The following is a 25,492-nucleotide window of genomic DNA, read 5'->3' on the forward strand; positions in this document are numbered from 1 at the left end:
AATACAAGAAAGCCCGACTCAAAAGAGCCGGGCTTTTTTACGTCTGTACGAAAGTTACCGAGTAGCACAGCGTCAACCTATACACCGTAGCGTGGATTGAGTATCACGAAACCCGCGGATAAATAAAACCACGGACGATGAGGTGTAGCATTTGTTATGTGGCTCTCTACCGCTGTGGGCACTACGCCATCCTACTGCGTAGCATTTGTAAAATATAGATCTCAGCTTTAAGCCTCACAGCGTCAACCTGTGCACCGTGTCATGGGTTGAGCATTGATACCCACGGATAAAAGAGCGTTATGATGCTCTCAAAGCGCAACTTATCCCCTTAACGAGGTTCATGTTTTAGAACACATACGGGTATTGTAGCAATGTCTTAAAAAATAAATTTAACAGCTTACTTAGTCAATGATGTCCAGCTCAGTCTTGAGTTGGGAGAAGATGTACAACTCGGAATTCTTTCTGTTTCACCTACATTCACTATTCAACAACCATTAGATCATACTGGCATATTCTAGATATAGTAAATTGTTAGACAACCGCACGTTAGCTTTGACCCAGACATAAATGTGGTCTGTCATTATTGATATTACGAAGGAAGCTTTTAGCGTGTTCTAGAGCATCAATAGAAGGCTTTAATTGCTTTGAGTAGGATGTAACAAATGGCAGGTTATGTTGATATGTAAAGCGATAAACATTATCAAGCTTATGTAAAGACATAAAGTAATCTGTGAGTAATGTCTTCTCTAAATAAGAGATTACCCTCATTCTTAACTGTATGTTTGCATACCTAATTTTTGAGTTGCTGTTCGTTTAAATTTTATTACGATCAAAAACGCCAGCGCGAGGCTGGCGTTTTAAATACAGATTAAAGCGTAGTATTAAGCTTTAGGGCCTGCGTTTTTAATTTCGTCTGAAACATCGTATTTTGCGAAGTTCTCAGTGAAGTCTGTTGCAAGCTTAGTCGCGTACTCAGCGTATTTTGCTTTGTCTTCCCATGTATTGATTGGGTTAAGTAGTTCGCTATCAACACCTGGTACAGCAACTGGCACGTCTAGGTTTAACACATCAATATGTTGTGTTTCAACGCCGGCAAGTTTACCCGATACGATTGCATCAACAACTGCACGTGTTGTTGGGATATCAAAGCGCTTACCAGTACCGTAAGGGCCACCAGTCCAACCTGTGTTGACTAGGTAAACTTTAGCGCCAAACTCACGTACACGCTTCATAAGAAGCTCTGCGTAAACACCTGCAGGACGTGGGAAGAAAGGTGCACCAAAACACGTTGAGAATGTAGATTCGATGTCGCTAGTAGAGCCAATCTCAGTTGAACCTACTTTTGCAGTGTAACCACTTAGGAAGTGGAACGCTGCTGCTTCTTCGCTAAGGATTGATACAGGTGGTAATACACCACTTACATCACACGTTAAGAATACCACTGCTTTTGGTTCACCTGCGCGGTTCTCTACTTTACGCTTTTCAACGTGCTCAAGAGGATAAGCTGCGCGGCTATTTTGAGTTAGGCTTGTATCGTGAAAGTCAGGAATGCCTTTTTCATCAAGTACAACGTTTTCTAGGATAGTTCCAAAACGGATTGCATCCCAAATCACAGGCTCATTCTTTTGTGAAAGGTCGATACATTTAGCGTAACAGCCGCCTTCGATGTTAAATACACTACCAGGTGCCCAGCCATGCTCATCATCGCCAATTAGGAAACGCGTTGGATCTGCTGATAACGTTGTTTTACCTGTACCAGATAAACCAAAGAATAAAGCGGTGTCGCCTGCTTCACCTACGTTAGCAGAACAGTGCATTGGTAATACACCTTTCGCTGGAAGTAGGAAGTTCTGTACAGAGAACATCGATTTTTTCATTTCACCGGCATAACGCATACCTGCTAGCAATACTTTACGTTGTGCAAAGTTGATAATAACTGTGCCATCGCTGTTTGTGCCATCACGTTCTGGGTCACATACAAATGAAGGAACATTCATTACCTGCCATTGAGGTAAATCAGATGCATTATAAGATTTAGGTTCGATAAACATATTTTTGGCAAAAATGTGATGCCATGCAGTTTCAGTTGTAACAACAACTGGTAGATAATGCTCAGGATCAGCGCCAACTTCAAGGTGAGAGATGAAGTGGTCATTGCTTTGCACATGTGCTTCTACACGTGCCCATAAAGCGTCAAATTTATCTGCATCGAAAGGGCGGTTTACATTACCCCATTGGATATCATTTTCAGTACTTGATTCTTGAACAATAAAACGGTCTTTTGGAGAACGACCAGTACGACGACCGGTGTTAGCAACAAAAGCTCCATTGGCGGCTAAAGTCCCTTCGCCACGACGGATCGCGTGTTCGACAAGTTCAGCTGCAGTTAGATCGACAAAACGAGTAGCGCTTGAAGTCATGTTTATACCTAAATTGTGTGAGATTGAACGGGATAGCTCTGGGGTTCTAAAGACCTTTAAGCTGCATTTATAGTAACAGATGGATTAGGGATATTCGAGCCTATGAACACCCTAAAAACACATATATTTACGAAAAAACATGAATAATTTCAATGATACCGGTGTCATAAAAATCACAAAAATTATGACACCGGTATCAACTGCACGAACAAAAAAGCCGCACTATTTGCGGCTTAATAATTGAACAGTTTCAATCGAGTGCTTAGTTGAAGATACTCTTAATATCTTGTTCGTTAAAAATGTAATCCTTTAAGCAGTAATGACAACTAATTTTCACTTCGCCATTGGCTGCGGCATCATCAAGAAGTGCTTGTTGGCCAACATTAACCAGTGCAGTAATTGTTTTCTCACGTGTACAGCCACATTTAAAGTGAATAGGTTGAGGCTCGTAAACGCGCGGGTTATCTTCGTGATATAAGCGGGTAAGTACAGTTGTTGCATCTAATGTTAGCAATTCTTCATCTTTAATTGTATTGCTAAGTGCTTCAAGGTGCGTGAAGTCTTCGATAGATTTTTCTTTATTAACAGGTAAGACTTGAAGCAACAAACCAGACGCTTTCTCTGATCCGCCCGTTGTATCTGTGGTAAACCAAAGGCGTGTTTGTAATTGCTCTGATTGGGCAAAGTAAGCTTCTAAGCATTCAGCCAGCGTTTCGTGCTCTAACGGAACAATACCCTGGTAACGTTCACCTTTATTAGGGGTAATGGTTAGTACCATCACACCATTGCCAATAAGATCTTTAATAGTACTGCCTGTTACTTCACTTTGTAAGCGAGCAATACCACGCATATTTTGCTGATCATCACCATTAATAACAGCATACTTAACTGGGCCATCACCCTGAAGTTGAACGGCTATATCACCCTCAAACTTTAATGTTGCAGTTAAAAGGCAAGTTGCTACTAAAAGCTCGCCTAATAGTTTTTGCACAGCAACAGGGTAATCGTGACCCGCAATCATTTCTTGATAGGTTTGTTCTATTTGAACTAGTTCGCCTCTGACGTCTAGTTGATCAAATGTATAACGGTGAAGTAAATCTTGTTGCATAAATGACATTACCTAACTTGATTTCATTTTTAAAAGTTCGCGTCTTTGTTTTTTATCCGGTTTACGATCTGGATGTGGAGCAAAGAAGCTATTATTTTTGCGAGCAATACTATTTGCTTCGCGTTTTTCTATACTGGCTTGGGATTCTTCATATAAGGTTTGTGCAATGGGGGCACCAGCACGTTTTTCAACTACTTTAAGCACAGTAATGATTTTTTCATCGACCCCTTGAGCTAATTTTATTTGAGCTCCAAGTTCAACAATTTTACTGGGTTTAGCCCGTTGCCCATTATAATGCACTTTACCGCCTTGCACCATGTCACGTGAGATTGCACGGGTTTTATAAAAGCGCGCAGCCCACAGCCATTTATCTAAACGCACACTGAGAGTTTCATTGTTAGAGGCTGAATTACGGGTGTTACTTTTTGACACAATTGTACTCTTTAAAATAGAGGCACCATAGGACAAAATTTATCATGAAACGAACTACTAAAGAAATACTCGTCGTATTTCTTAGTAGTAAAAGACCTTAATTCAGCTTGTTTACAAAGTTTAATATTAGTGCGCTTGTTGAATGAAAAATGAAAAGGTACTATAGGTTCGCGATATAGCAGTAAATTAAAATAAGAAACGACATTTATGGATCAGCAATTACAGCAGCTAAAACAGTTTTTAGGCAAATTACCTCACGCTAAATTAAGTTGGGTGGTAATGATGTTAGTCGTTGTTTACATTGCTTTTTTAATGGCTAAAATGTTTTGGCTTGTGTGGCCAGAACCAACGAATACGGCTATTCAGAGCACCTATTCTGCCCCTGAAAATACGCAATCAAATAGATCTAATTCTTCATCTATCCTAGCGCTTCACTTGTTTGGTAAAGCGGATGCACAGCCCAAAAAACCATCAGCCCGCCAAGAAAAAGTTATTAACAATGCACCAGAAACCCGTTTAAGTATTAATTTAACGGGCATCGTTGCGGTAAGTAATAATGATAAAAATGGTTTGGCAGTTATTGAATCGCAAGGGCAACAAGTAACCTACCTTGTGGATGATGTAGTGAAAGGTACTCGAGCTAAACTGGCTCAAGTACTCCCAGATCGCGTTATTCTGGATGTAAGTGGCCGGTTTGAGACATTAATGCTCGATGGTTTAGATTTTACTAAAACGGTTTCAATGCCAGTACTAGCAGAGCGTGAAGGTGAAAGGGACTTTAACCAAGGCCCTCAAGATGTAGAGCAAATTGATGCAACGGCAAACGAAGAGGTTAAAAGCTCAATCCTTGAAACGCGTGATGAATTACTACAAGACCCAGGTAAGCTTTTTGATTACATTCGTATTTCTCAAGCGATGAGAGACGGTGAGCTTGTTGGGTATCGATTAAGTCCAGGTAAAGATCCTGCGCTTTTCAAAAAAATGGGACTACAGAATAACGATTTAGCTGTTTCTATCAACGGCTATCAACTAACAGATATGCAACAGGCCATGTCAGCCATTAATGAGCTGCGTAACAGCACCGATGCAAACATTACGATTGAACGTGATGGTGAGCAAATCGATGTTCAATTTAGCCTGCAATAATTTAGCTTTGGAGTTTTAATACAATGGTTAACGCGCTACACCTCAAAAAAATCAGAAAAGGGTTAGCTAAGTACGCGACACTTTTTTTTGCGGCTAGTTTATCTCTCTCGGTGTCAGCCGTTGAGTATGCTGCAAACTTTAAAGGCACAGATATTAATGAGTTTATTAATATTGTGGGTAAAAACCTAAATAAAACCGTCATCATTGATCCTAACGTACGTGGCAAAGTGAATGTTCGCAGCTATGAGTTGATGGATGAAGCACTTTATTACCAATTTTTCTTAAATGTGTTGGAAGTTTATGGCTACTCAGCGGTAGAAATGGATAACGGCATCATAAAAATTGAAAAAAGTTCGGATGCTAAAAAATCAAATGTACCGCTAATAACAAAAGATAATCAAGCGAGCGGCGACATGATGGTTACCCGTGTTGTACGTGTAAAAAATGTCAGCGTGCAAGAGCTTGGTCCTTTAGTTCGTCAATTCAGTGATCAAAAAGATGGTGGTCACGTTGCTAACTTTAATGCAGCAAACGTGATGATGCTAACTGGGCACGCAGCTTCAGTTAACCGCCTGGTAGAAATTATTCGTTCAGTAGACCAAGCCGGTGATAAGCGCGTAGATATTGTTAAATTAAACTTTGCCACAGCAGATGATGTGGTTTCTGTTGTTGAAAACATTTACAAAGACAGCGGCAAAGGCAGCGTGCCAGAGTTTTTGATTCCTAAAGTTGTTGCTGATGGCCGTACCAATAGTGTGATTGTCAGTGGTGAAGGCCAAGCAAGAACACGTGCTATCGAACTGATTAAACGCCTTGATGGTGAACTACAAAATCAAGGTAACACCAAAGTAATTTATTTAAATTACGCCAATTCTGAAGACCTAGTAAAAGTGCTTCAAGGTGTAAGTAAAACACTGGCAGAGGAAGGTCAATCAGGTTCAACTAAAACGCGTAGCCGCAGCCAGAATGAAACCAGCATTGAAGCTCACCCAGATTCGAATTCACTGGTTATTACGGCACAACCTGACACTATGCGCTCTCTCGAGTCAGTTATTGAACGTTTAGATATTCGCCGAGCACAAGTATTGGTTGAGGCGATTATTGTTGAAGTAATGGAAGCCGATGGCGTTAACTTTGGCTTGCAATGGATTTCTGAGCAAGGTGGCATGGTGCAGTTTAATAACGGCAACACAGTACCTGTGGGCTCATTAGCTGTAGCAGCAGAGCAAGCCCGAGATGAAACCGTGACAAAAACTATCACCGGCGACAACACTGAACTTAAAGAATATGATGAAACCGTTGAAGGCGATTTAGGCCCACTTGCTGCTTTACTTGGCGGTATCAATGGCCTTGCCATGGGTATTATTAAAAATGACTGGGGTGCGATAATCCAAGCGGTATCAACAGATACTAACTCAAACATTCTTGCTACGCCATCTGTAACTACGATGGATAACGAAGAAGCATCGATGATTGTGGGTCAAGAAGTGCCTATTATTACCGGTTCGCAAACTGGCTCTAATAACTCAAATCCATTCCAAACGGTTGAGCGCCAAGAGGTCGGTGTTAAGCTTAAAGTAACACCGCAGATCAATGACGGAACGGCAGTACAATTGACCATTGAGCAAGAAGTATCAGGGGTAAGCGGTACAACGTCAGTTGATATCTCAATTAATAAACGCGCAATTAAAACCACCGTGATGGCAGATGATGGCGGCATGGTTGTGTTAGGTGGCTTGATTGACGAAGATGTACAAGAAAGCGTATCTAAAGTGCCATTATTAGGCGATATCCCAATTCTTGGTCACTTATTCCGCTCAACTAGTACCAGTAAGCGCAAACGTAACCTAATCGTGTTTATTCGTCCGACGATCATTCGTGATGGCATTAAGATGAATCAATTAAGCCATAGCAAATATAACTTTATTCGTGGTGAGCAATTTAAACAAAAAGAAGACGGTATTGATTTAATGCCGCTTGAAGAAGCGCCAATTTTACCTGAGTGGAATGATGCGCTTGTACTTCCACCAACGTATGAAGAATACTTAAAACAGCAAAATGCAGACGAGCGCAATAATGACTGAAGCCATCACCCCAGTAAATGAAGAGCTTGAATCATCACTGCACGACAATGAGTTATTAACCAGTGACGATTTAGTTGAGCTACCGCCTAAACGTTTGCCATTTTCGTATGCCAGACGTGCAGGTGTGCTATTAAGTAAGCACAATGATAACTGGGTGGTTTATTACCGTGGAGAGCTTGCGATAGATGTGCTGCTTGAAGTACGACGCATCGCAGGCCACGGATTTACTCTTGAGCAACTCCCTGATGATAAGTTTGAGCTGTTGTTAGAAGCATCCTATCAGCGTGATAGCTCTGAAACACAGCAAATGATGGAAGATATCGGTAACGAGGTTGATTTATTCTCGCTTGCCGAAGAGATGCCGCAAACCGAAGATTTACTTGCTGGTGATGACGACGCGCCAATTATTAAATTGATTAACGCGATGCTCAGTGAAGCGATCAAAGAGGGTGCATCTGATATCCACATTGAAACCTTTGAGCAAGAGCTTGTTATTCGCTTCAGGGTTGATGGTGTTCTAAAAGAAGTGCTTAAGCCAAATCGTAAATTAGCTTCATTACTAGTATCACGTATTAAAGTCATGGCGAAGCTTGATATTGCAGAAAAGCGTATCCCACAAGATGGTCGTATAAGTTTACGTATCGCAGGGCGCGCAGTTGATGTTCGTGTATCAACGATGCCGTCAAGTTTTGGTGAGCGCGTAGTACTGCGTCTACTAGATAAAAACAATGCCCGCCTAAACCTTGAAGACTTAGGAATGACGCTGCGAAATCGTGAGTTGTTTTCTGATTTGATCAGTAAACCTCATGGAATTATTCTGGTGACCGGGCCAACAGGTTCAGGTAAAAGTACCACGCTTTATGCGGGTATGAGCCAAATAAATTCGCGAGACCGTAATATTCTTACTGTTGAAGATCCAATTGAGTATGAAATCCCAGGTATTGGCCAAACGCAAGTAAATGCCAAGGTAGACATGACATTTGCTCGCGGCTTACGCGCTATATTACGTCAAGATCCCGATGTGGTCATGGTCGGTGAGATCCGTGATTTAGAAACGGCGCAAATTGGTGTGCAAGCTTCACTTACAGGTCACTTAGTAATGTCCACGCTGCATACAAACACCGCAGCCGGTGCTATATCACGTATGGAAGATATGGGTGTAGAGCCATTCTTATTATCATCGTCATTACTGGGCGTACTTTCGCAGCGATTAGTGCGTACATTGTGCGATAGCTGTAAAGAAGCACACACTGCGGATGAGCGAGAATGCGAATTACTCGGTGTGCCAACTGCAAACCCACCGACTATTTATCGTGCTGTAGGTTGTGAAGAATGTAACTTTAATGGTTACCGTGGTCGTACTGGTATTCATGAGTTATTAGTGGTTGACGAGGCCGTACGCGAACTTGTGCACAGTGGTAAAGGTGAGCAAAGCGTTGAAAAGTATATTCGTAAACACACACCAAGCATTCGACAAGATGGTTGTAGCCGTGTGTTAGACGGTAAAACAACCCTTGAAGAAGTATTACGTGTTACCCGTGAGGAAGGCTAATGGCTGCGTTTGAGTATCGTGCGCTTGATGGTCGCGGAAAAGAAAAAAAAGGTATTCTAGAAGCGGATACAGCAAAGCAAATACGTCAATCTTTGCGCGAGCAAGGCCTTACGCCTTTAGAAGTAGTACCCGCAGCAGAGGGTGATAAGCAAGTGAAAGGGGCAAAACAATCCCTTTTTTCTGGCATGTTTAAATCTAAAATATCAACCTCAGATCTTGCGCTGATCACACGTCAATTAGCCACGCTTATTCAATCATCCTTGCCTGTGGAAGGCGCTGTAATGGCTGTTGCGGAGCAATGTGAAAAGCCGCGTTTAAAACGTATGCTTATGTCGGTGCGCTCAAAAGTTGTTGAAGGCTATACATTAGCGGATGGTATGTCAGAGTTTCCGCATGTGTTTGATAATTTGTACCGTGCAATGGTGGCAGCTGGCGAAAAGTCAGGGCATCTCGATGCCGTACTAAATCGTTTAGCTGATTACACTGAGCAACGCCAGCATATGCGCAGTCAAATTACTCAAGCTATGGTTTATCCTGTCATCTTAGTGATATTTGCCATTGGTATTGTGTCGGTTTTATTAGGTACTGTGGTACCAAAAATACTTAAAACCTTTGAAAAGTCTAAACAAGTATTACCATGGACGACTGAGTGGGTAATGGCGGCAAGTAACTTTGTACAAAATTACTGGTTGGTATCACTCGTTGTGATTACCGCGTTGGCCATAGGTATTAAACATGCACTAAAACAGCCAAAAATTCGTTTTTGGTATGATGCTAAAATTTTAGTGATGCCAGGTATTGGCAAAGTTGCACGTAGTATTAATACTGCACGTTTTGCCCGTACTCTAAGTATCTTATCATCCAGTTCAGTGCCTTTACTTGAGGGCATGCGTATTTCGGGTGGGGTATTGGTTAACGAAAAAATTAAAAAAGCCGTTGGTGATGCAGCAACTCGTGTCAGTGAGGGGGCTAGCTTGCGTGCATCATTACAGGAGACAAAATTGTTTCCGCCGATGATGCTACACATGATAGCAAGTGGTGAAAAATCGGGTGAGCTTGAGCAAATGCTCGAGCGCGCTGCCAACAATCAAGACCGTGAGTTTGAAACCATGGTAAATGTCTCGCTAAAACTCTTAGAGCCTGCGATGATAGCGTCGATGGCAGTCATTGTTTTATTTATCGTCATGGCTATTTTGCAGCCAATAATGGCAATGAATAAAGCAATAGGGCTTTAACCGATTCAAGGATTTGTAACAAGCGCGTTGTTACAGTGATTAATTAATAAGAAAACAGAGGTACGAACGTGAATAAACAATCAGGTTTCTCATTACTCGAAGTTATGGTGGTACTGGTTATCATTGGCATGATTATGTCAATCGTGGCACCTAATATTATGGGTCAGCAAGAAGAAGCAGCTATCGATAAAGCGCACTTAGATATACAGCAGTTAGAAGATGCTATGAGTCTTTATAAGTTAAAAAACAAAGCTTATTTAACAACTGAACAAGGTTTAGAAGGATTGGTCGATAAAACCAGTATTGAGCCTGTTCCTCGTCGTTTCCCTGACGGTGGCTTTATTTCTAAGTTACCTGAAGATCCATGGGGCAATCCATACCAGTTAATCAGCCCGGGAGAAGTGGGTAAGATTGATATTTTCTCTATGGGGCCTGATGGCGAAGCCGGTACTGATGACGATATCGGTAACTGGGATGAAGAAAAACAGTAATGACTAATACTAGCAAGGCGTTTCAAAGCGTGACATGTGGTTTGTTATGTTAATGAGCCGCGTAAGCTTGCGCCAAACTAAGCCGCCCTCGTATAAGCGAGGGTTTAGCTTAATTGAAATTTTAGTGGTGTTGGTTGTGATAGCCTTCGCCACCAAAATGGTGGTATACAGCCTTGATGGAGGAGCTGAAGACGCTCTCGAAAAGCAAGCGCTGAGGCTGCATACCACCATTAATATGGCTTCTGAATTCGCTATTTTAAACCAAGTAGAGTTAGGCTTTCACATCGATGAGGATGTGTTTGAATTTTTAGTTTTTGACGGTGATAAATGGGTAACATTCGATCGCGAAGAGTTATTTGAACCCTTAACAATTACTGAAGAGTTTAAATTAACGCTAAACCTAGAAGACTTGGCTTGGGCACAAGAAAACTTATTAGAGCAGTCTAATTGGCGTGAGCTAATGGGCTCAGATGACGAGGAAAGTTTACTTGAGCTAAAAAAGCTTAAAATTCCACAAGTGCTTATTCTCTCTTCGGGTGAAATAAGTGCTTTCCAATTGATTTTTGAACTCCAAAAGCAACCAGAGCCTGTGTATTTCATTGAGGGCGAGTTTCTAGCGCCTGTCAACTTGCGTCGAGAGCCAGAGTAATGCGTGTAATTAAAGGGTTTACCTTACTCGAAGTAATGGTTGCACTGAGTATTTGTGCGCTTGCTGGTATTGCCGCCATGCAAGCTACTGGTGAGCATATAAACCACTTATCAAGCCTTGAGGAGCAAACTTATGCTTCGTGGGTCGCCGAGAATGTAATGGTTGAGCAGCGAGCAAAAGGGAGTCAGTGGCAAGGGAAAAATGGCGCAAAAGGCACAGAAAACATGGCGGGCATTGATTGGTACTGGCGCCAAGATGTCATCGCAACCGCAGATAAAAGCTTTTTGAAAGTCACTATCAATGTCTTCACCGATGAAAAATTAGAACAACCAGTGTACGAGTTAACGAGCTATTTAAACAAAGGTGGTACTCGGTGAAGCAGCGTGGTTTTACACTTCTTGAAGTTATGGTGGCGCTGGGGATCCTTGCTTTTGTCGTGCTAGCAACTCATCAAATTTTAGACTCTACAACGAAGGCTAAAGAAGCATCGGATGAGAAAATTGCCGAGTTGAATGGCTTGCAAACTACGTTTAGGTTGATGGACCAAGATTTTAGCCAAATGACAAAGCGCGAAGTGCGTAATCAATCTGGCGATATACAAGAAAGCTATATTTTAGCTGGGCGATATACATTGGACAGCCAGTACGATGGTATCGGGTTTGTGCGAGATGGCTGGGTTAACCCTATAAACTTACTGCCACGTTCTGAGCTGCAAGCAGTAGGTTACCGTGTTATTGACGATAAACTTGAACGCGTTTATCGCGTATACGTTGATCAGCTTGATAACACCGAGCCCCGTTCACAAGTTATTTTAAGTGATATCGAAGACCTCAAATTTGAGTTTTTAGACGATAAAAATGAATGGCAAGAGCAATGGGAAATCAAAGCATTGCCAAAAGCTGTGGCGGTGACGATTCAACAAATCGATCAAGAGCCACTTAAACGTGTATTTTTGGTGCCGGGTAATGGCAAAGTAACCGTATCTACTGCTCGTGCAAATAATGGCGATAGTGGGGCGGGCAATCGAACAAGCAATCAAGGTCAGCGAGGAAATGGCTGATGGCGATTAAATCATCCCGTGGTGCAGCACTTGTTATTGTTTTATTTATTGTCGCTTTAGCCTCTATCTTAGCTGTTGAAATGAGTGCTAACTTAATGGTGCAAGTACAACGTAGTACAAACATTCAAGGTCATCAGCAGGCTAAGTGGTACGCCTATGCGGCTGAAGAGTTAGCCATTAAGGCTTTACTACAAAGTAAAAAAGATGATCCAGACAAAACAACATTGCAGCAAGTTTGGGCGCAACAAGCTGGAGTGCCTTTTCCTGTTGATAACGGGACTATTGAAGGGGCTATTACTGATCTTCAAGCATGCTTAAATTTAAATGCACTAAGGGCTGAAGCCCCAACGAGTGGGAAAGTGAAAACCAACCTAGCACACACCGCTTTATTGGAATTGCTAAAAAACATTGAAGATTTACCTGCTGATGAATCTGAAGAAAGCATGGCCGATAGCGTGTATGACTGGTTAGATAAAGACAGCATTACCTATCGCTCTGGCGCTGAAGAGGATGAGTACTCTTCGCGAGATTACCCTTATTTGACGGCAAATAATTACTTTGCATCGACGTCTGAATTGCGGTTAATTCGTGGTTTTAACCCATTAGTTATGGAAAAACTGTTACCGTTTGTCTGTGTTATACCGGGTAGCGAACTACTTGCAATTAATGTTAATACACTCGATCCAGAACATGCACTTTTATTGAGTGCCTTCATTGATGGCTTAGATGAGTCTGGAGCACAAAGCGTACTTGCTGCGCGACCAGATGAAGGTTTCAGTGATATAGAAGAATTTTTTGAGCAGATAAATCAACAAGGGGCAAGAAACGTCAAGTCCATTGAGAAACTGTTCACTATCAATAGCGAATATTTTAAACTACAAGCGCAAGCTGAATTTGTAGAGCTGCGTTTTTCGATGACCACTTTACTACATGCCAAAGATGGCGAAGTAACTATACTGGCGCGAAAATTTGGAGGCGTACAGTGACAGAAATACTCTTGATCCGCACGGGTCAAACCCAGCAAGATCGTATTAATTGGTTGGTATATTCACCATTAGAACAAGAAATAATTGCCAGCGGCGAAGTGCCTCATGCTGAGCATTTAAGTGAATTGACTGACAAAGCAAAACAGCGTGAAGTTGTTGTCTTGCTGCCAAGCGATCAGGTTCAGTTAAAAACAGTTGAACTACCCACTAAATGGAATCGTAAGTTAGAACAAGCATTACCGTATATGCTTGAAGAAGATATTGCGTGTGATATTGACGACTTATTTATTGCGATTGCAGAGCCTACTCAGATTGAAGATAAACATGCTATCAATGTCGCTATGACCGACCGCGAGTGGTTTGAAAGTTGGCTTGATACCTTTGCTGAGCATAATATTGATATCATCAAACTGATACCCGATGCATTATTATTACCAACCTCTGAAAACGGGATTAGTGCAATTGAGTTAAACGCTCAATGGTTGTGTAAGTATGGTGAATGGCACATCAGTGCAGTTGAGTCTTCTTGGATGGCTGAGTATTTAACGGCACTTGGCAATCCAGAAGTGGCGCATTACAGCCCCGCAACAGATTTTCCAGAATCAGTGTCCTTAACTGCCCAAACAGCGGACTATGATTTGCCTTTAGCGTTATTTGCTAAACAATTACCAACAACAAAGTTTAATTTACGCCAAGGCCCATACCAGCTAAAGAAAAAGACACCACTTTGGTGGGGGCACTGGAAAGGGGTTGCCATTGCAGCCAGTATCGCTTTGGTCAGTTCTGTGGTTATTAAAGGGTTTGAGCTATATCACCTTAACAGTGAGCTTGAAGTAGCCAAGTCGAAGGTTGTTGAGCGTTATAGTAAGGCTTTTCCTGGCAAGACTGTACGACCTCACCTCATCAGAAGCCAAATTAGAGGTGAGCTAGCAAAGATTGAAGGTGGAAGCAGTGCTGGCTTTTTAGAATTAACCAGTGAGCTCGTTACTGTGTTTAGCCAAGTAAACGATTTTACACCAGAAACCCTACGTTATGATCAACGTCGTAATGAGTTGCGAATTCGTGCTCGCGGTAAAGACTTCCAAACCTTTGGTAAAGTTAAATCGATTTTAGAACAACGAGGCTTAACAGTTGATCAAGGGTCATTAAATAATGATGGTGACTTTGTAGTTGGTGAATTAAAGCTTGGAGGTGCTGCATGAAACAGCAACTTGAAAAATATTGGCACTCTTTAAAAGATCAAGAGCAGCAATTGGTTATGGTTGCAGGCGGTATTTTTGTTGTTTTCGTTTTGGTGATGGGTATTTTCAGACCGCTAAATAATTCCATTGCACAAGCGCAGGCAGATCACATAAAGCAACAAGAGCTATTAACGTGGGTTGATAGCAGTATTGTTAAACTAAAAGCTGCGGGCAGTCGCTCTATTAGCAACAACAAAAATTTAAGCCAAATTGTCAATGCGACGCGTGGACGCTTTGATATCACCATCAGCAAAATGCAACCAAGTGATAACTCACTGCGCTTAACCATCGATTCTGTCCAATTTAACAAGCTTGTTGAATGGCTTGATGAAATGGTCAATAACGAAGGCGTGCAGATTGAGAATTTAGATCTTAGCCGTGATGACAAGCAAGGTTATGTGCGTGTTAGCCGACTGGTATTAGAGAAGTAATAATGAAAAAAACAGCATTTCTTATAGTTATATTTATTTTTAGTTTTATTGTTTTTGCTTTATTAAAAACACCCGCAGCTGTTGCGGTTAATCTTGCAAGCAGCCATTTGCCTAAAGGGCTCGAGATTGGCAAGGTATCAGGCAGTGTGTGGCAAGGTCGCATAATGCAGTTACGTTTTGATGGTGAGCAAATTAATAACCTCAGTTGGGATTTTTCAGCGTTGGCGCTCCTAACAGGTCAGCTGTCTGGTAATCTTAAATTTGGCAATATTAGAGATGCATCGGATATTTCAGGCCGAGGTAATTTCAGCTACGGTTTACTTGATCAATCCATTGTACTTACCGATGCCACATTGAGGTTAAGCGTAGAGCGAGCAATGAAGCGTTTGCAGTTACCGTTACCTATTAATGCTAAAGGCCGCGTTATTGTGGATTTAAATGAGTATGATTCTGGTGCTCCATATTGCAATACTTTGACTGGGGAAATTGCAAGTCCTAACATAGATGTGCAAGGTTTATCCGGTTGGTTTAGTATCGGCCCATTGAGTGGGCAGTTGAGTTGTAAGTCTGGTGATATTGCAGTGTTAGTTGACCCTGATAATCGTTTAGGGCTGGAAGCTGATGCTGTATTAAAAGCTAATTTAGATTTTAAAGTAGCTGGCTTTATTAAACCGGATCTTACTTTGCCAAAAGAAGTTCATGATGCGGTTCAGCTTCTATTTCGTGCCGACAGTGATGGTCGTTACCTCCTTGATATTTAATGGTTGATTGAGTTTTTCATGCAAATACCCGCATTCACAGAGCAACACGCAGAACAGTTAAATAATTTTTTAGCAGGGCACAGTCAAGCAATGACCCTACCACAAAGCCAAGGTTATTTGTTTGCTGTCATTTGCTCACCAGAGCCATTAGATGTTCACGAGTGGCTTGAAGTAATTGTACCTAATACACAAGGTCAGCTAGATGAAGAAATCTTATTTTCTTTTATGGCGTTGTATCACCAAATAAGTGAGCAAGTATATGAAACCGGGTTCAAGTTACCTGTATCGCTAAAGCATCATGCTGATAATGATAGTTACCTCGATTTAGATGATTGCCAAATGTGGTGTCAGGGTTTTATTCAAGGGGCACAGGTTTATTACAATAAGTTGAGCCAAGTAACAGGCTTAGATGCGGCCTTATTAGAGGCTTTGCAAACAGCGTATGCTAGTTTAGGTTTTTTTGCGTTAGACGCTGATGTAATAGCCGCGATTGCTAAGCAGAATAATCTATCTGAAGTACAGTTAGCGCAGAGTCAGTATGAATTGATGGGCGATTTCGCGTTAGGGTTTGCTGAATTAATAGAGATAGTTGCTGTTCAAAGTGGGCTATACACAGAAGACGACGAAACTTGGAACTAGGTTAACCTAGTTCCAATACTATTTCGGTACAGCCCTTAGGGCACTTTGCAACCCCTTGGCCTGGCTTAGGGGTTTTTAGATCCAGTGTTAAAATACCTTGGCATTTCTCACACTTCACTGTATTTCCTTTCGCCAGCTTTTTTAGCAGATTCTTGTGCTGATTAAACGACGCACTGCTTTTCTTTGTTAACGCTGAAAAGTCCACTATTTACCTCGACGCTCAGCAAGCGACTCTGCGGCAATTTTACAGACTGTGTTTAGTCGATCTTCATAAAAGTATAAGTTGAGATCGTTGCTGCGGCAGTAGCGAGTATGAAAAAGTTGTAATTGCTCATCTGTCTGCAACGTTTCTTCTAAATACTCAAGTTCAGAATCAGAGAGTGAGAGTGCTGACTTGATTCTGTTTTTAGCCATGTTTGCAGCAGGCCCACGATTAATATTACTGGCATCACTTAAAATGCCAACACCTTGGCCAAGTAGTTTTTCTCTTGGTTCTTTTATCATCGGGTGGTCGATTGTAAATAATGCCAGTACGACGATGACAAGAAAAAGAAATTTTTTCATAGTTTAATTAACTTTGATCTGAACGGGTAAGAGTTGAACAACAGTGTAATAAAATGCACCTTTATAAAGCAAGTGACTAAGATGAATAATTAATGGCAATCAAAGCCAGCTTTTTTAGGCAGACTTGATATAATGCGTAAGAACGATTAGATTTTTCAGAAATCTCTGAACGTTACTAGGCTAACGTTCAATTTTGCACTATTTTTACAGTTAAGGTTCGCTACTTAGCATGTATAGTTTGCAAGAATGTTCGATTATTATTCTCCAAAGGCGTTGAGGGACTTCGATGGACAAGCAAATAAAAGTAAAGAATATACCTACAGAGGTAAAGATTGAAAGGCCTGATCTTAATGCCCCTGAGGACAGGTTTAATCCCCGAAATCGTATATATGTACGTGCAGTAACAGGCTTGCATCAACTGCTAAGGCAGCGTATTGGTTTTATCGGCATGCTCGCATTTATGGCGCTACCGTGGATAAACTTTAACGGCCAGCAAGCTGTTTTGTTTGATTTGATTGGGCAAAAGTTTAATATTTTTGGCCTTACATTATGGCCTCAAGATTTTACAATCCTTGCGTTTATTCTCATGCTATCAGCTTTTGCTTTATTCTTGGTGACAACCTTTTATGGGCGAGTGTGGTGTGGTTATACCTGCCCACAAACGGTGTGGACGTTTATCTTTATTTGGTTTGAAGAAAAGTTTGAAGGCACAGCCAATCAACGTAAAAAGCTTGATCAACGGCCCATGGACTTTGATAAGTTTTGGCGAAAGACTGCCAAACACAGTAGTTGGATCGCTTTTTCTTTATATACGGCGCTTTCTTTTGTTGGCTATTTTACACCTATAAGAGAGCTGCTCCCTGACTTTGTTACCTTAAATGTGGGCGGTTATGCATTGGTCAGTATTATCGTATTTACGGTGTGTACTTACGGTAATGCAGGGTGGATGCGTGAGATTATGTGCTTACATATTTGCCCTTATTCACGCTTTCAATCAGCGATGTTCGACAAAGACACATTTACTGTAAGTTATGATGAGCAGCGCGGTGAAAACCGTGGTCCTCGCTCTCGTAAACAAGACCCAAAAGAACTCAACCTAGGTGATTGCATTGATTGTAACTTGTGCGTACAAGTATGTCCCACGGGTATTGATATTCGAAATGGTCTACAAGCTGAGTGTATCAACTGTGGGGCCTGTATTGATGCGTGTGATGGGGTAATGGATAAGATGAACTATCCGCGTGGGCTTATTTCATATACCACAGAGCGCAATTTAGAAACGCCGGATAATAAAACCAATCCGATGCGCCCTAAAATAATAGGTTACATCGTTATTCTAGTGCTTTTAACTTCAGCGCTGGTGGCGAACATTGTGCTCCGCAAGCCTATGGACTTAGATATTATCCGTGATAGAAACCAGTTGTACCGTGTTGACTTTAATGGGCTAGTTGAAAATACGTATACCCTTAAAGTGATCAACAAAGCGCAATATGAGCAGAGTTTTAATGTAAAAGTTCAAGGGCTAGAAAACTTTGAATACATAGGTAAGCAAACATTTACTGTACAAGCGGGTGAATCACATAACGTTCCATTGTCATTAGTGATGGATCCTTATGATTTGAAAAGACCAGTAACGAAGTTTAACTTTGTTTTATCACCAACAAATGATCCGAGTTCGCAAATTTCGCAGCCGAGTAACTTTTTTAAAGCGCGATAGTTAAGTACACTAACATAAATTAAAAAGCGGGATTTTCCCGCTTTTTTTATATTGATGAGAATTATGAGTAAATTTAGCTTTGAAGGTTTGACACCTGACTCAATATTGGATGCAGTTGAGAGTATTGGTATTTATGCTGAGTCTGGTTTATTAGCGTTAAACAGTTACGAAAATCGGGTTTATCAGTTTAAAGCTGAAGATGGAAACCGCTATGTCGTGAAGTTTTACCGCCCCGAACGCTGGAGTAAAGCACAAATTTTAGAAGAGCATCGGTTTACGTTTGAACTCGCTGAGGCTGAAGTACCGGTTGTCGCGCCTATTATCCATAATGGTGAAAGTTTATTTGAACATAACGGGTCTCTTTTTACCTTGTTCCCGAGTGTAGGTGGGCGCATATTTGAAGTTGATAATCTCGATCAATTAGATGTTTTAGGGCGTTTAATAGGGCGTATGCATCAAGTTGCACATGCTAGTGAGTTTAGTCAACGTCCCGTGATGGGATGCGATGAATATTTAGATACAGCTAAAATTCAGTTACAAAGTAGTAATCTCGTCCCTAGTAGTCTTGCGACTGCATTCTATACCATTCTTGATATGGTGATTACTGAGACTAAAGCGCAGTATCATGATGTTAAGACAATTCGCCTGCATGGTGACTGCCATGCAGGGAATATACTTTGGGCTGGGGATGCACTTATGTTTGTGGATTTAGATGATAGCCGCCAGGGCCCAGCCATCCAAGATTTATGGATGATGCTCAGTGGTGATCGAAATAACCAGCTGTTACAGTTAGATACCCTAGTCGCTGCGTATGAAGAATTTTGCGACTTTGACCACTCTCAACTCAAATTAATTGAACCTTTACGTGCGATGCGTATGATTCATTATATGGGGTGGTTAGCTAAACGGTGGGATGATCCTGCATTTCCAAGGAACTTTTCATGGTTTGCAGATGACAAATACTGGGAGCAGCAAATTTTAGCACTGAAAGAGCAGTACTCTGCACTAAAAGAGCCGCCGCTAAAATTATTGCCATAAAAATTATTTTAAAAAGTTAATAGAGAGTCCAATGCTTAAAAAATTAAAATTGAGTTTATTACTATTGTGTTTACCTTTTGCCGCGCTGGCTGCAGATTTTAAGGCCGGTGACCAATACACAGTGTTAGATATTGAAAAAAGCAGCACACCGCAGGTGACAGAGTTTTTCTCATTTTATTGCCCTCATTGCTTTAAATTTGAACCTGTTGCAAAGGCGCTAGAGAAAAGCCTACCTTCAGGCGCAGAGTTTGTTAAAAGCCATGTTAATTTTTTAGGTGGCTTATCTCCACAAGTACAAAGCAATTTGAGCTATGCCTACATTATTGCCAAGCAAAATGGAAAGGGTGAGCAAGTTGCAGATCAAATCTTTAAAAGCATTCACGTTCAGCGTGCTCCCCTTGATAATATTAAAGACGTTAAGCAGCTGTTAGAGTTAAATGGTATCGATAACGCAAAGTTTGACCAAGAGATTGCGAGTATGCCAGTCATCGCGGCTGAGCGAGCAATGCAAGATAAGCAAAAGAAGTTTTCAAAATTGGGTGCTTTAACGGGCGTGCCAACTTTTATCGTTAATGATAAATATAAAATCAATATTAATACCATCAAGAGTCAACAGCAGCTTGATGAGTTAGTTGCCTTTTTATTAAAACAATAAGCGATTAAAACAATAATTTTTGGAGTGAATGAATTATGATTAAATTAGTTAAGGCTGGATTGCTGGCACTATTGTTACCTCTAGCTGCAACTGCGGCGCCATCGAAGTATGAAGAGGGTGTGCATTACGAAGTTGTATCTGAGCGAGCGAGTAAAAAGCCAGAAGTAAAAGAGTTCTTTTCATTTTACTGCCCTGCATGTAATAACTATGAATCGCTGTTGGATGAAGTTAAGCCTAAACTTGATAAAAGTGTTAAGTTTAAGAAAAGCCATGTTGATTTTGTCGGCGTACGTAATGCTGAAAATCAGCAAATGATCTCTCAAGCACTCGCAACCGCTGAAGTGTTGCCGCAAAAAGATGCATTAATTGCTGCCATGTTTAATCATATTCATGCAAAGCGCGCCAAGTTCAATGAGCTTGCTGACATTAAAGATGTATTCGTAGCGCAAGGCGTTGACGGCGACAAATTTGATAAAGTTTATAAAAGCTTTTCAGTACGTACTATGTCTTCAAAAATGAAGCGTGAACAAACTTATTATCAAGAAAAAGGTGCATTAAGAAGTGTGCCGACATTTATCGTTAACGGTAAATATAAGCTTAATCTAGGTCGTGAAACTGGAATTACAGCGCCGGAAGATATCAGTAAGTTGATTAACTACTTAGCGGCAAAGTAACCGAGTCACAGTAATATAATTAAGAAGCTCCGTTCGCGGAGCTTTTTTATTGGACAAACAATGAAAAAAATACTTGTTTCAAGCTGCTTACTTGGTGCCCCCGTACGTTACGATGGTAAAGGGCAGGAGCTTGCTCATCCACAAATAACTACATGGCAATTACAAGGGCGAATTATGCCTCTTTGTCCTGAGGTTGCTGGTGGGTTGCCTATCCCTAGAGCGCCAGCCGAGATCAGGCACGGTAAAGTGATTACAAATGACGATGAAGATGTAACAGCTGCATTCAGGTTAGGCGCGAAGAAGGCCTTACAATTATGTATGTCTCATAATATCCGCTTTGCACTGCTAAAAGAATCAAGCCCATCATGTGGTCGTAATACAATTTATGATGGCTCGCATCAGGGTATTAAAGTTGCGGGAATGGGGTTAACGGCGGCATTACTAGAACAAAATGGTATTAAAGTATTTAGTGAGATACAAATGCCAGCACTTTTAAAAGCGCTGGCTGCATGCTGAACAGTTTATTTCTTTTGTAAGAAAACACCCGATTCGATGTGATGGGTATAAGGGAACTGGTCAAAAATGGCAAAACGTTTTACTTCATGGGTTTGACATAAATGCTCTAAATCTCGTTCAAGTGTATCTGGGTTGCATGAGATATAAATAATGTTTTCATAGTTAGCGACTAAATCACATGTCAGCGTATCCATTCCAGCCCGCGGTGGATCGACAAGGATAGTTTGGCAATCATAACTTTTTAGATCAATCCCTTCTAAGCGTGAGAACGTACGCTCACCATTCATAGCTTGAGTAAATTCTTCACTCGACATACGGATAATATCTAAATTAGTCACATTATTTTTTGCAATATTATATTGAGCTGAGTGCACCGATGACTTTGAGATTTCTGTTGCAAGTACTCGATCAAATGAGCCTGCCAATGCAATGGAGAAGTTACCATTACCACAGTAGAGCTCTAGCAAGTCGTTTTTAAGTGGCGCGCATAACTGTTGCGCCCACTCCAGCATTTTTATATTTACCTTAGCATTTGGCTGAGTAAAACTGTTTTCAACTTGTTGGAATATTAATTCTTGGCCATTGACGGTTAAGCGCTCTGTGACAAAGTCTTCACCTAGTACTTCTTTTTGTTTACGAGCACGACCGATAAAATCAATTTTAAACGTCTTGCTCAGTTTAGCTTTAAGTGCTTTTATTTCTGCCATCCATTGTTCATCAAGTGGCTTATGGTAAAGCAGGCTAACTAATATCTCACCGCTTAAAGTAGACAGGTAATCAATTTGGAATAATTTACGGCGTAAAACTTCGCAGCCTTTTAAGTTGTCGATCATGGCGGTCATTACATCACCAATTAAAGGTGCTGCAGGGTCAAAGGTATCAACACGTATTTTTTCTTTTGTAGCTTGATCAAACATAATGTGGAATAAATCGTCACCTTCATGCCATACTCTAAATTCAGCGCGTTGACGATAGTGAATAGGCTCAGAGCCAAATACTTCTAATTGCTCAACACCAAAACGTTGGAATTGCGCAATGATACGTTGCTCTTTCTCGTTCAACTGCGCATCGTATATTGATGTATCTATCTTAATCACTGCCATTATGCTTGCTACCTTTTTCTTTAAACTACTTATCGGCGCTATTGTAGGGGGCAGAGAGTATTTGTCTAGTTTTGCGTAATGAAAGGTGATGTTTTTTTGTACATTTATCTTTAGTTATTTTAGTTCAGGCCGATAACAAAGAATGCAACTATAGGAGTCGGATCATGAAAATTGGCAATTTTGGCTATGTGCCTAACAATAACGTCAATCAAAACAGTAACAAAGCCGGTGCACTGCAGCAACCGACAATACAATCTCCCCAAGATAGTTATCAGCAACGTGGTAAAGAGCTCGCTGCCAAAGTGCTAGGTGAGAAAATGGCTGAAGCGCTGGGCTTGCCTGTAGTGGAAGAGAAAAAAGATAAACCCCTGTTTGATTTTGAAGAAATTGTTAAAAACGTTTTAGGGTTTGTTACGGGTGCCGTAAAAAAAGCGCAAGCTGATGGTGCCGATGACGATCAGCTTAAAGAGATGCTTGGTGCAGCACGTAAGGGTGTTCAAACCGGGATCGATGGTGCTGTCGACGAATTAAAAGGTACGGGTGTTTTTAATGATGAAATTGAGCAGGGCATTGAAAAGTCAAAAGAGGGGATTTTCAAAGGCCTTGATGACTTTGAAGAGGATTTATTTAATCCAAAACCTGATTCTGTCAGTGTCAGCCAAGCCCAATATCTAAGTTTAAGTAATAATGCAGAGTATAAATTCACAACTGCTGAAGGCGATGAAGTGAGCATAAGCTTTGCAGATGCTTTCAAACAACAGTCAGCAAGTAGTTATCAGCGCTCCGGTGAGAATGAAGGGTTTGCACGAGAGTCATCACAATCTCGCGATTTATCGTTTAGTATGTCTGTAAATGGTGACTTAAATGAAGATGAGCAAGAAGCCATCAACGCCTTAATGGAAGATCTTCAAAGTGTGAGTCAAACCTTTTTTGGTGGCGACCTAGATGAGGCTTTTGAGCAGGCACAAGAACTGAATCTCGGGAATGAGCAGCTGGTGGCCTTTTCGATGGACTTAAAGCAAACTAAAACGTTTGCGTCCATAAAAGGTTATGAAGAGAACAGACCAGCCCCAGAGAAAGATATCGCAAATAAAGTAGCCCCTTTTAATGACGACTTAAAAGAGTCATTTAACAAAGCAAATGAACTTGGCTTACAAAATCAATTATCAGGTATTCTTCAGTGGTTAAACCAAGACCAAGAAGAGATTGGCAAGCTTGTTGATTATACAAAAGCAATGTTTGAACAAATGAATAACTTGCGTGATACGGTATCTGAAGCTTAGGCTTTATTTTACAAAGAGTGCATGGCAAACTGCTCAGCTTAAATTAAGTCTGGAGCTAGTAGTTTGTCATCACATATTTTAGTATTCGATTCAGGTATTGGTGGGACAACGGTACTTGATCATATTCAAGCATTAATCCCTAATGCCTCTTTTAGCTATTTTATGGATAACGCTTACTTACCTTACGGTGAATTAAATTCGCAACAGATTATTGCAAGGCTAACTTCTCTTTTACATTTCATCGAAAACGAAAACCTTCACGTTGATATATTGGTAATAGCGTGTAATACGGCATCAACATCAGCATTAGCAGCCATTAGAGCGTTAACCACTATACCTATAGTCGGTGTGGTACCGGCAATTAAACCAGCTGCAAGTATAACCAAAAGTAAACGTATTGGCTTATTAGCCACACCAGCAACCACACGTAGCATATACACAAAGCAGCTTATTGAAAATTATGGGCAAGGGGTTACCGTTGACTTATATAGCAGTGTCGAACTTGTGGCTATTGCAGAGCAGCTTTATCTTAATGATGAATATAGTAAAGTAAGATTCGAACAAGAGATGCAGAGGTTAAAAGTTCATAAAGATACAGATGTACTTGTTCTTGGGTGTACTCACTTTCCTATATTAGCCAAACATATAGATAGCTATTACGCAGGGGTAATACAGTTACTAGATTCAGGTGCAGCAATTGCCAATAGAGTAAAAGCGTTATTAAATGAAGATAACGAAAAGCGGCTTGAGCCTTATGTTTTAGCAGAGCAAAAAAAACCGCTGCATTATTATGCAACGGCTTCTGTATTAACGACTAAGCTAAATATAGTCAGTGTTAAGCTGATTGATTAGTCTCAGTACGGATTGAGCTTGCATCATCATCTTGTTTTTGTTTCGCTTCACGAACTTTTAGCGTTCGCTGTTGAAACTCACTATCATTTAATTTAGTTATTGCATTGTCTGCATCAGATTCTGCCATTTCAACAAAACCAAAGCCGCGACGCTTGCCCGTGTTTTTATCCTTTAATAGGCGAACGTTGAAAACTTTACCTTGTTCTTCGAATAAAGCACGAACAACACTTTCATTTGCACGATAAGGAAGATTGCCAACATAAAGTGTTTTTGTTTTTACTTCAGCTTCTTCAACTACGTCAGATGACATCGCGCCAACAACAAGACCACCAACTATTACACCTACGGCAAACAGCAAGCCAGAGCTTAGTGCTAAACTTGAAAGTGCAAAGTTGACTATAACAAAACCAATAACAGCAAGAACAACTAAAGAGATAAGAGATTTTTGATCGGGTAATTTCATTTTGATCTACCAATAAACAGGAAATAAACATTAATTTAACATTGTGAACTTGCTATCTTAACGCGATAAATAAACATATCAATGTTATTTATGTGAAATTATTAAATTTACGTTAGAAAATGGGCTTAAAACTCGCGTTGAGTGACTATTTATCGGGTTTTTGAGTGCTTTTTGAGCGAACAGTTAAAAGTTTTAAAAAAAGGGTTGATCTGTTTTTGGATCTCCCTATAATGCGACCCCACTGAGACGGCAGAGCAGGCAACGCTTAGCGAGGCAAGCAAGTCACTTAGTAAGTCGAGTAAAACTTGAGTTTAGATTTTTTAAAAAGTTTAAAATTAAGTGTTGACAAAAAAATAGGAAAGCGTAACATGCGCAGCCCTAGCGAGATAAAG

The 25,492-nt window shown here is 40.8% G+C and carries 27 protein-coding genes; 20 read left to right on the plus strand and 7 right to left on the minus strand.

Annotated elements, in window-relative coordinates:
• Positions 1-881: 881 nt before the first annotated feature.
• The 3 genes from CSC79_RS19145 to hslR all read right to left on the minus strand — a co-directional run bounded on the left by CSC79_RS19145 (position 882) and on the right by hslR (position 3,960).
• Entirely contained in the window at positions 882-2,420 is a 1,539-nt protein-coding gene (locus CSC79_RS19145; RefSeq protein WP_058562095.1) for a phosphoenolpyruvate carboxykinase, read from the minus strand.
• Between the two features lie 262 nt (positions 2,421-2,682).
• Positions 2,683-3,528: an Hsp33 family molecular chaperone HslO gene (gene hslO, locus CSC79_RS19150; RefSeq protein ID WP_099297632.1), complete on the minus strand. Its 846-nt coding sequence runs from the start codon at positions 3,526-3,528 to the stop codon at positions 2,683-2,685.
• 12 nt (positions 3,529-3,540) lie between these two features.
• Complete coding sequence (gene hslR / locus CSC79_RS19155) at positions 3,541-3,960, minus strand: ribosome-associated heat shock protein Hsp15 (RefSeq protein WP_099297634.1); 420 nt, start codon at positions 3,958-3,960, stop codon at positions 3,541-3,543.
• A gap of 207 nt (positions 3,961-4,167) precedes the next feature.
• Here hslR and gspC point away from each other — a divergent pair, with 207 nt between their 5' ends.
• The 13 genes from gspC to CSC79_RS19220 all read left to right on the plus strand — a co-directional run bounded on the left by gspC (position 4,168) and on the right by CSC79_RS19220 (position 16,235).
• Positions 4,168-5,106 (plus strand): type II secretion system protein GspC, encoded by a 939-nt coding sequence (gspC, locus tag CSC79_RS19160; protein ID WP_099297636.1) that lies wholly within the window; start codon positions 4,168-4,170, stop codon positions 5,104-5,106.
• A gap of 23 nt (positions 5,107-5,129) precedes the next feature.
• Positions 5,130-7,190, plus strand: a complete 2,061-nt coding sequence (gspD, locus tag CSC79_RS19165) for a type II secretion system secretin GspD (protein WP_099297638.1) — start codon at positions 5,130-5,132, stop codon at positions 7,188-7,190.
• Positions 7,183-8,742 carry a type II secretion system ATPase GspE gene (gene gspE / locus CSC79_RS19170; RefSeq protein WP_099297640.1) on the plus strand — a complete coding sequence of 520 codons (1,560 nt, stop codon included), beginning with the start codon at positions 7,183-7,185 and terminating at the stop codon, positions 8,740-8,742. Before gspD ends, gspE begins: the two co-directional genes overlap by 8 nt.
• On the plus strand, positions 8,742-9,977 hold the full coding sequence (gene gspF / locus CSC79_RS19175; protein ID WP_099297642.1) for a type II secretion system inner membrane protein GspF: 1,236 nt from the start codon (positions 8,742-8,744) through the stop codon (positions 9,975-9,977). The genes gspE and gspF overlap by 1 nt, the downstream gene beginning before the upstream one ends.
• A gap of 68 nt (positions 9,978-10,045) precedes the next feature.
• On the plus strand, positions 10,046-10,468 hold the full coding sequence (gspG, locus tag CSC79_RS19180) for a type II secretion system major pseudopilin GspG (RefSeq protein ID WP_058562102.1): 423 nt from the start codon (positions 10,046-10,048) through the stop codon (positions 10,466-10,468).
• Between the two features lie 52 nt (positions 10,469-10,520).
• Complete coding sequence (gene gspH / locus CSC79_RS19185) at positions 10,521-11,117, plus strand: type II secretion system minor pseudopilin GspH (RefSeq protein WP_099297679.1); 597 nt, start codon at positions 10,521-10,523, stop codon at positions 11,115-11,117.
• Positions 11,117-11,494 (plus strand): type II secretion system minor pseudopilin GspI, encoded by a 378-nt coding sequence (gspI, locus tag CSC79_RS19190; RefSeq protein WP_099297644.1) that lies wholly within the window; start codon positions 11,117-11,119, stop codon positions 11,492-11,494. The genes gspH and gspI overlap by 1 nt, the downstream gene beginning before the upstream one ends.
• On the plus strand, positions 11,491-12,177 hold the full coding sequence (gene gspJ / locus CSC79_RS19195) for a type II secretion system minor pseudopilin GspJ (RefSeq protein WP_099297646.1): 687 nt from the start codon (positions 11,491-11,493) through the stop codon (positions 12,175-12,177). Before gspI ends, gspJ begins: the two co-directional genes overlap by 4 nt.
• A complete protein-coding gene (gspK, locus tag CSC79_RS19200) occupies positions 12,177-13,163 on the plus strand; it encodes a type II secretion system minor pseudopilin GspK (protein ID WP_099297648.1) in 987 nt (328 codons plus the stop codon). The genes gspJ and gspK overlap by 1 nt, the downstream gene beginning before the upstream one ends.
• Complete coding sequence (gene gspL, locus CSC79_RS19205) at positions 13,160-14,365, plus strand: type II secretion system protein GspL (RefSeq protein ID WP_099297650.1); 1,206 nt, start codon at positions 13,160-13,162, stop codon at positions 14,363-14,365. The genes gspK and gspL overlap by 4 nt, the downstream gene beginning before the upstream one ends.
• The gene (locus CSC79_RS19210) at positions 14,362-14,835 is read left to right on the plus strand and encodes a type II secretion system protein M (RefSeq protein ID WP_099297652.1); all 474 of its coding nucleotides are present in this window, start codon (positions 14,362-14,364) and stop codon (positions 14,833-14,835) included. Before gspL ends, CSC79_RS19210 begins: the two co-directional genes overlap by 4 nt.
• 2 nt (positions 14,836-14,837) lie before the next feature.
• Positions 14,838-15,596 carry a type II secretion system protein N gene (locus tag CSC79_RS19215; protein WP_099297654.1) on the plus strand — a complete coding sequence of 253 codons (759 nt, stop codon included), beginning with the start codon at positions 14,838-14,840 and terminating at the stop codon, positions 15,594-15,596.
• An 18-nt stretch (positions 15,597-15,614) separates the two neighbouring features.
• Positions 15,615-16,235, plus strand: coding sequence for a UPF0149 family protein (locus tag CSC79_RS19220; RefSeq protein ID WP_099297656.1), 621 nt, complete (start codon positions 15,615-15,617; stop codon positions 16,233-16,235).
• 1 nt (position 16,236) lies between these two features.
• On the opposite strand, the gene CSC79_RS20305 is transcribed toward CSC79_RS19220, so the two are convergent.
• Positions 16,237-16,440 (minus strand): hypothetical protein, encoded by a 204-nt coding sequence (locus CSC79_RS20305; protein ID WP_058562110.1) that lies wholly within the window; start codon positions 16,438-16,440, stop codon positions 16,237-16,239.
• Positions 16,440-16,799: a hypothetical protein gene (locus CSC79_RS19230; RefSeq protein WP_099297658.1), complete on the minus strand. Its 360-nt coding sequence runs from the start codon at positions 16,797-16,799 to the stop codon at positions 16,440-16,442. The genes CSC79_RS20305 and CSC79_RS19230 overlap by 1 nt, the downstream gene beginning before the upstream one ends.
• 286 nt (positions 16,800-17,085) lie before the next feature.
• On the opposite strand from CSC79_RS19230, the gene ccoG reads away from it, so the two are divergent.
• The 5 genes from ccoG (at position 17,086) to CSC79_RS19255 (ending at position 21,399) form a co-directional block, all read left to right on the plus strand.
• On the plus strand, positions 17,086-18,516 hold the full coding sequence (gene ccoG, locus CSC79_RS19235; protein WP_099297660.1) for a cytochrome c oxidase accessory protein CcoG: 1,431 nt from the start codon (positions 17,086-17,088) through the stop codon (positions 18,514-18,516).
• Positions 18,517-18,579: 63 nt separating this feature from the next.
• Positions 18,580-19,554 carry a serine/threonine protein kinase gene (locus CSC79_RS19240; protein ID WP_099297662.1) on the plus strand — a complete coding sequence of 325 codons (975 nt, stop codon included), beginning with the start codon at positions 18,580-18,582 and terminating at the stop codon, positions 19,552-19,554.
• 31 nt (positions 19,555-19,585) lie between these two features.
• On the plus strand, positions 19,586-20,209 hold the full coding sequence (locus CSC79_RS19245; protein WP_099297664.1) for a thiol:disulfide interchange protein DsbA/DsbL: 624 nt from the start codon (positions 19,586-19,588) through the stop codon (positions 20,207-20,209).
• 35 nt (positions 20,210-20,244) lie between these two features.
• Entirely contained in the window at positions 20,245-20,883 is a 639-nt protein-coding gene (locus tag CSC79_RS19250) for a thiol:disulfide interchange protein DsbA/DsbL (protein WP_099297667.1), read from the plus strand.
• A 60-nt stretch (positions 20,884-20,943) separates the two neighbouring features.
• Positions 20,944-21,399, plus strand: a complete 456-nt coding sequence (locus CSC79_RS19255; RefSeq protein WP_099297669.1) for a DUF523 domain-containing protein — start codon at positions 20,944-20,946, stop codon at positions 21,397-21,399.
• A gap of 5 nt (positions 21,400-21,404) precedes the next feature.
• On the opposite strand, the gene trmA is transcribed toward CSC79_RS19255, so the two are convergent.
• Positions 21,405-22,502, minus strand: coding sequence for a tRNA (uridine(54)-C5)-methyltransferase TrmA (gene trmA / locus CSC79_RS19260; protein ID WP_099297671.1), 1,098 nt, complete (start codon positions 22,500-22,502; stop codon positions 21,405-21,407).
• A 164-nt stretch (positions 22,503-22,666) separates the two neighbouring features.
• On the opposite strand from trmA, the gene CSC79_RS19265 reads away from it, so the two are divergent.
• Entirely contained in the window at positions 22,667-23,785 is a 1,119-nt protein-coding gene (locus tag CSC79_RS19265; RefSeq protein WP_099297673.1) for a DUF5610 domain-containing protein, read from the plus strand.
• 63 nt (positions 23,786-23,848) lie between these two features.
• Positions 23,849-24,637 (plus strand): glutamate racemase, encoded by a 789-nt coding sequence (murI, locus tag CSC79_RS19270; RefSeq protein WP_099297675.1) that lies wholly within the window; start codon positions 23,849-23,851, stop codon positions 24,635-24,637.
• On the opposite strand, the gene CSC79_RS19275 is transcribed toward murI, so the two are convergent.
• Positions 24,621-25,100 (minus strand): RNA-binding protein, encoded by a 480-nt coding sequence (locus CSC79_RS19275; protein ID WP_099297677.1) that lies wholly within the window; start codon positions 25,098-25,100, stop codon positions 24,621-24,623. The two genes, murI and CSC79_RS19275, sit on opposite strands and share 17 nt — an antisense overlap.
• Between the last annotated feature and the right edge of the window lie 392 nt (positions 25,101-25,492).

This window comes from Pseudoalteromonas sp. 3D05 (assembly GCF_002723455.1).
Classification (GTDB): domain Bacteria; phylum Pseudomonadota; class Gammaproteobacteria; order Enterobacterales; family Alteromonadaceae; genus Pseudoalteromonas.

Bases quoted from the DNA above. Each gene is read 5' to 3' on its own strand.
- CSC79_RS19145 (WP_058562095.1), bottom strand. From the start codon at position 2,420: ATGACTTCAAGCGCTACTCGTTTTGTCGATCTAACTGCAGCTGAACTT.
- hslO (WP_099297632.1), bottom strand. From the start codon at position 3,528: ATGCAACAAGATTTACTTCACCGTTATACATTTGATCAACTAGACGTC.
- gspC (WP_099297636.1), top strand. From the start codon at position 4,168: ATGGATCAGCAATTACAGCAGCTAAAACAGTTTTTAGGCAAATTACCT.
- gspD (WP_099297638.1), top strand. From the start codon at position 5,130: ATGGTTAACGCGCTACACCTCAAAAAAATCAGAAAAGGGTTAGCTAAG.
- gspE (WP_099297640.1), top strand. From the start codon at position 7,183: ATGACTGAAGCCATCACCCCAGTAAATGAAGAGCTTGAATCATCACTG.
- gspF (WP_099297642.1), top strand. From the start codon at position 8,742: ATGGCTGCGTTTGAGTATCGTGCGCTTGATGGTCGCGGAAAAGAAAAA.
- gspH (WP_099297679.1), top strand. From the start codon at position 10,521: ATGAGCCGCGTAAGCTTGCGCCAAACTAAGCCGCCCTCGTATAAGCGA.
- gspI (WP_099297644.1), top strand. From the start codon at position 11,117: ATGCGTGTAATTAAAGGGTTTACCTTACTCGAAGTAATGGTTGCACTG.
- gspK (WP_099297648.1), top strand. From the start codon at position 12,177: ATGGCGATTAAATCATCCCGTGGTGCAGCACTTGTTATTGTTTTATTT.
- CSC79_RS19210 (WP_099297652.1), top strand. From the start codon at position 14,362: ATGAAACAGCAACTTGAAAAATATTGGCACTCTTTAAAAGATCAAGAG.
- CSC79_RS19215 (WP_099297654.1), top strand. From the start codon at position 14,838: ATGAAAAAAACAGCATTTCTTATAGTTATATTTATTTTTAGTTTTATT.
- CSC79_RS19220 (WP_099297656.1), top strand. From the start codon at position 15,615: ATGCAAATACCCGCATTCACAGAGCAACACGCAGAACAGTTAAATAAT.
- CSC79_RS19230 (WP_099297658.1), bottom strand. From the start codon at position 16,799: ATGAAAAAATTTCTTTTTCTTGTCATCGTCGTACTGGCATTATTTACA.
- ccoG (WP_099297660.1), top strand. From the start codon at position 17,086: ATGGACAAGCAAATAAAAGTAAAGAATATACCTACAGAGGTAAAGATT.
- CSC79_RS19240 (WP_099297662.1), top strand. From the start codon at position 18,580: ATGAGTAAATTTAGCTTTGAAGGTTTGACACCTGACTCAATATTGGAT.
- CSC79_RS19245 (WP_099297664.1), top strand. From the start codon at position 19,586: ATGCTTAAAAAATTAAAATTGAGTTTATTACTATTGTGTTTACCTTTT.
- CSC79_RS19250 (WP_099297667.1), top strand. From the start codon at position 20,245: ATGATTAAATTAGTTAAGGCTGGATTGCTGGCACTATTGTTACCTCTA.
- CSC79_RS19255 (WP_099297669.1), top strand. From the start codon at position 20,944: ATGAAAAAAATACTTGTTTCAAGCTGCTTACTTGGTGCCCCCGTACGT.
- trmA (WP_099297671.1), bottom strand. From the start codon at position 22,502: ATGGCAGTGATTAAGATAGATACATCAATATACGATGCGCAGTTGAAC.
- CSC79_RS19265 (WP_099297673.1), top strand. From the start codon at position 22,667: ATGAAAATTGGCAATTTTGGCTATGTGCCTAACAATAACGTCAATCAA.
- CSC79_RS19275 (WP_099297677.1), bottom strand. From the start codon at position 25,100: ATGAAATTACCCGATCAAAAATCTCTTATCTCTTTAGTTGTTCTTGCT.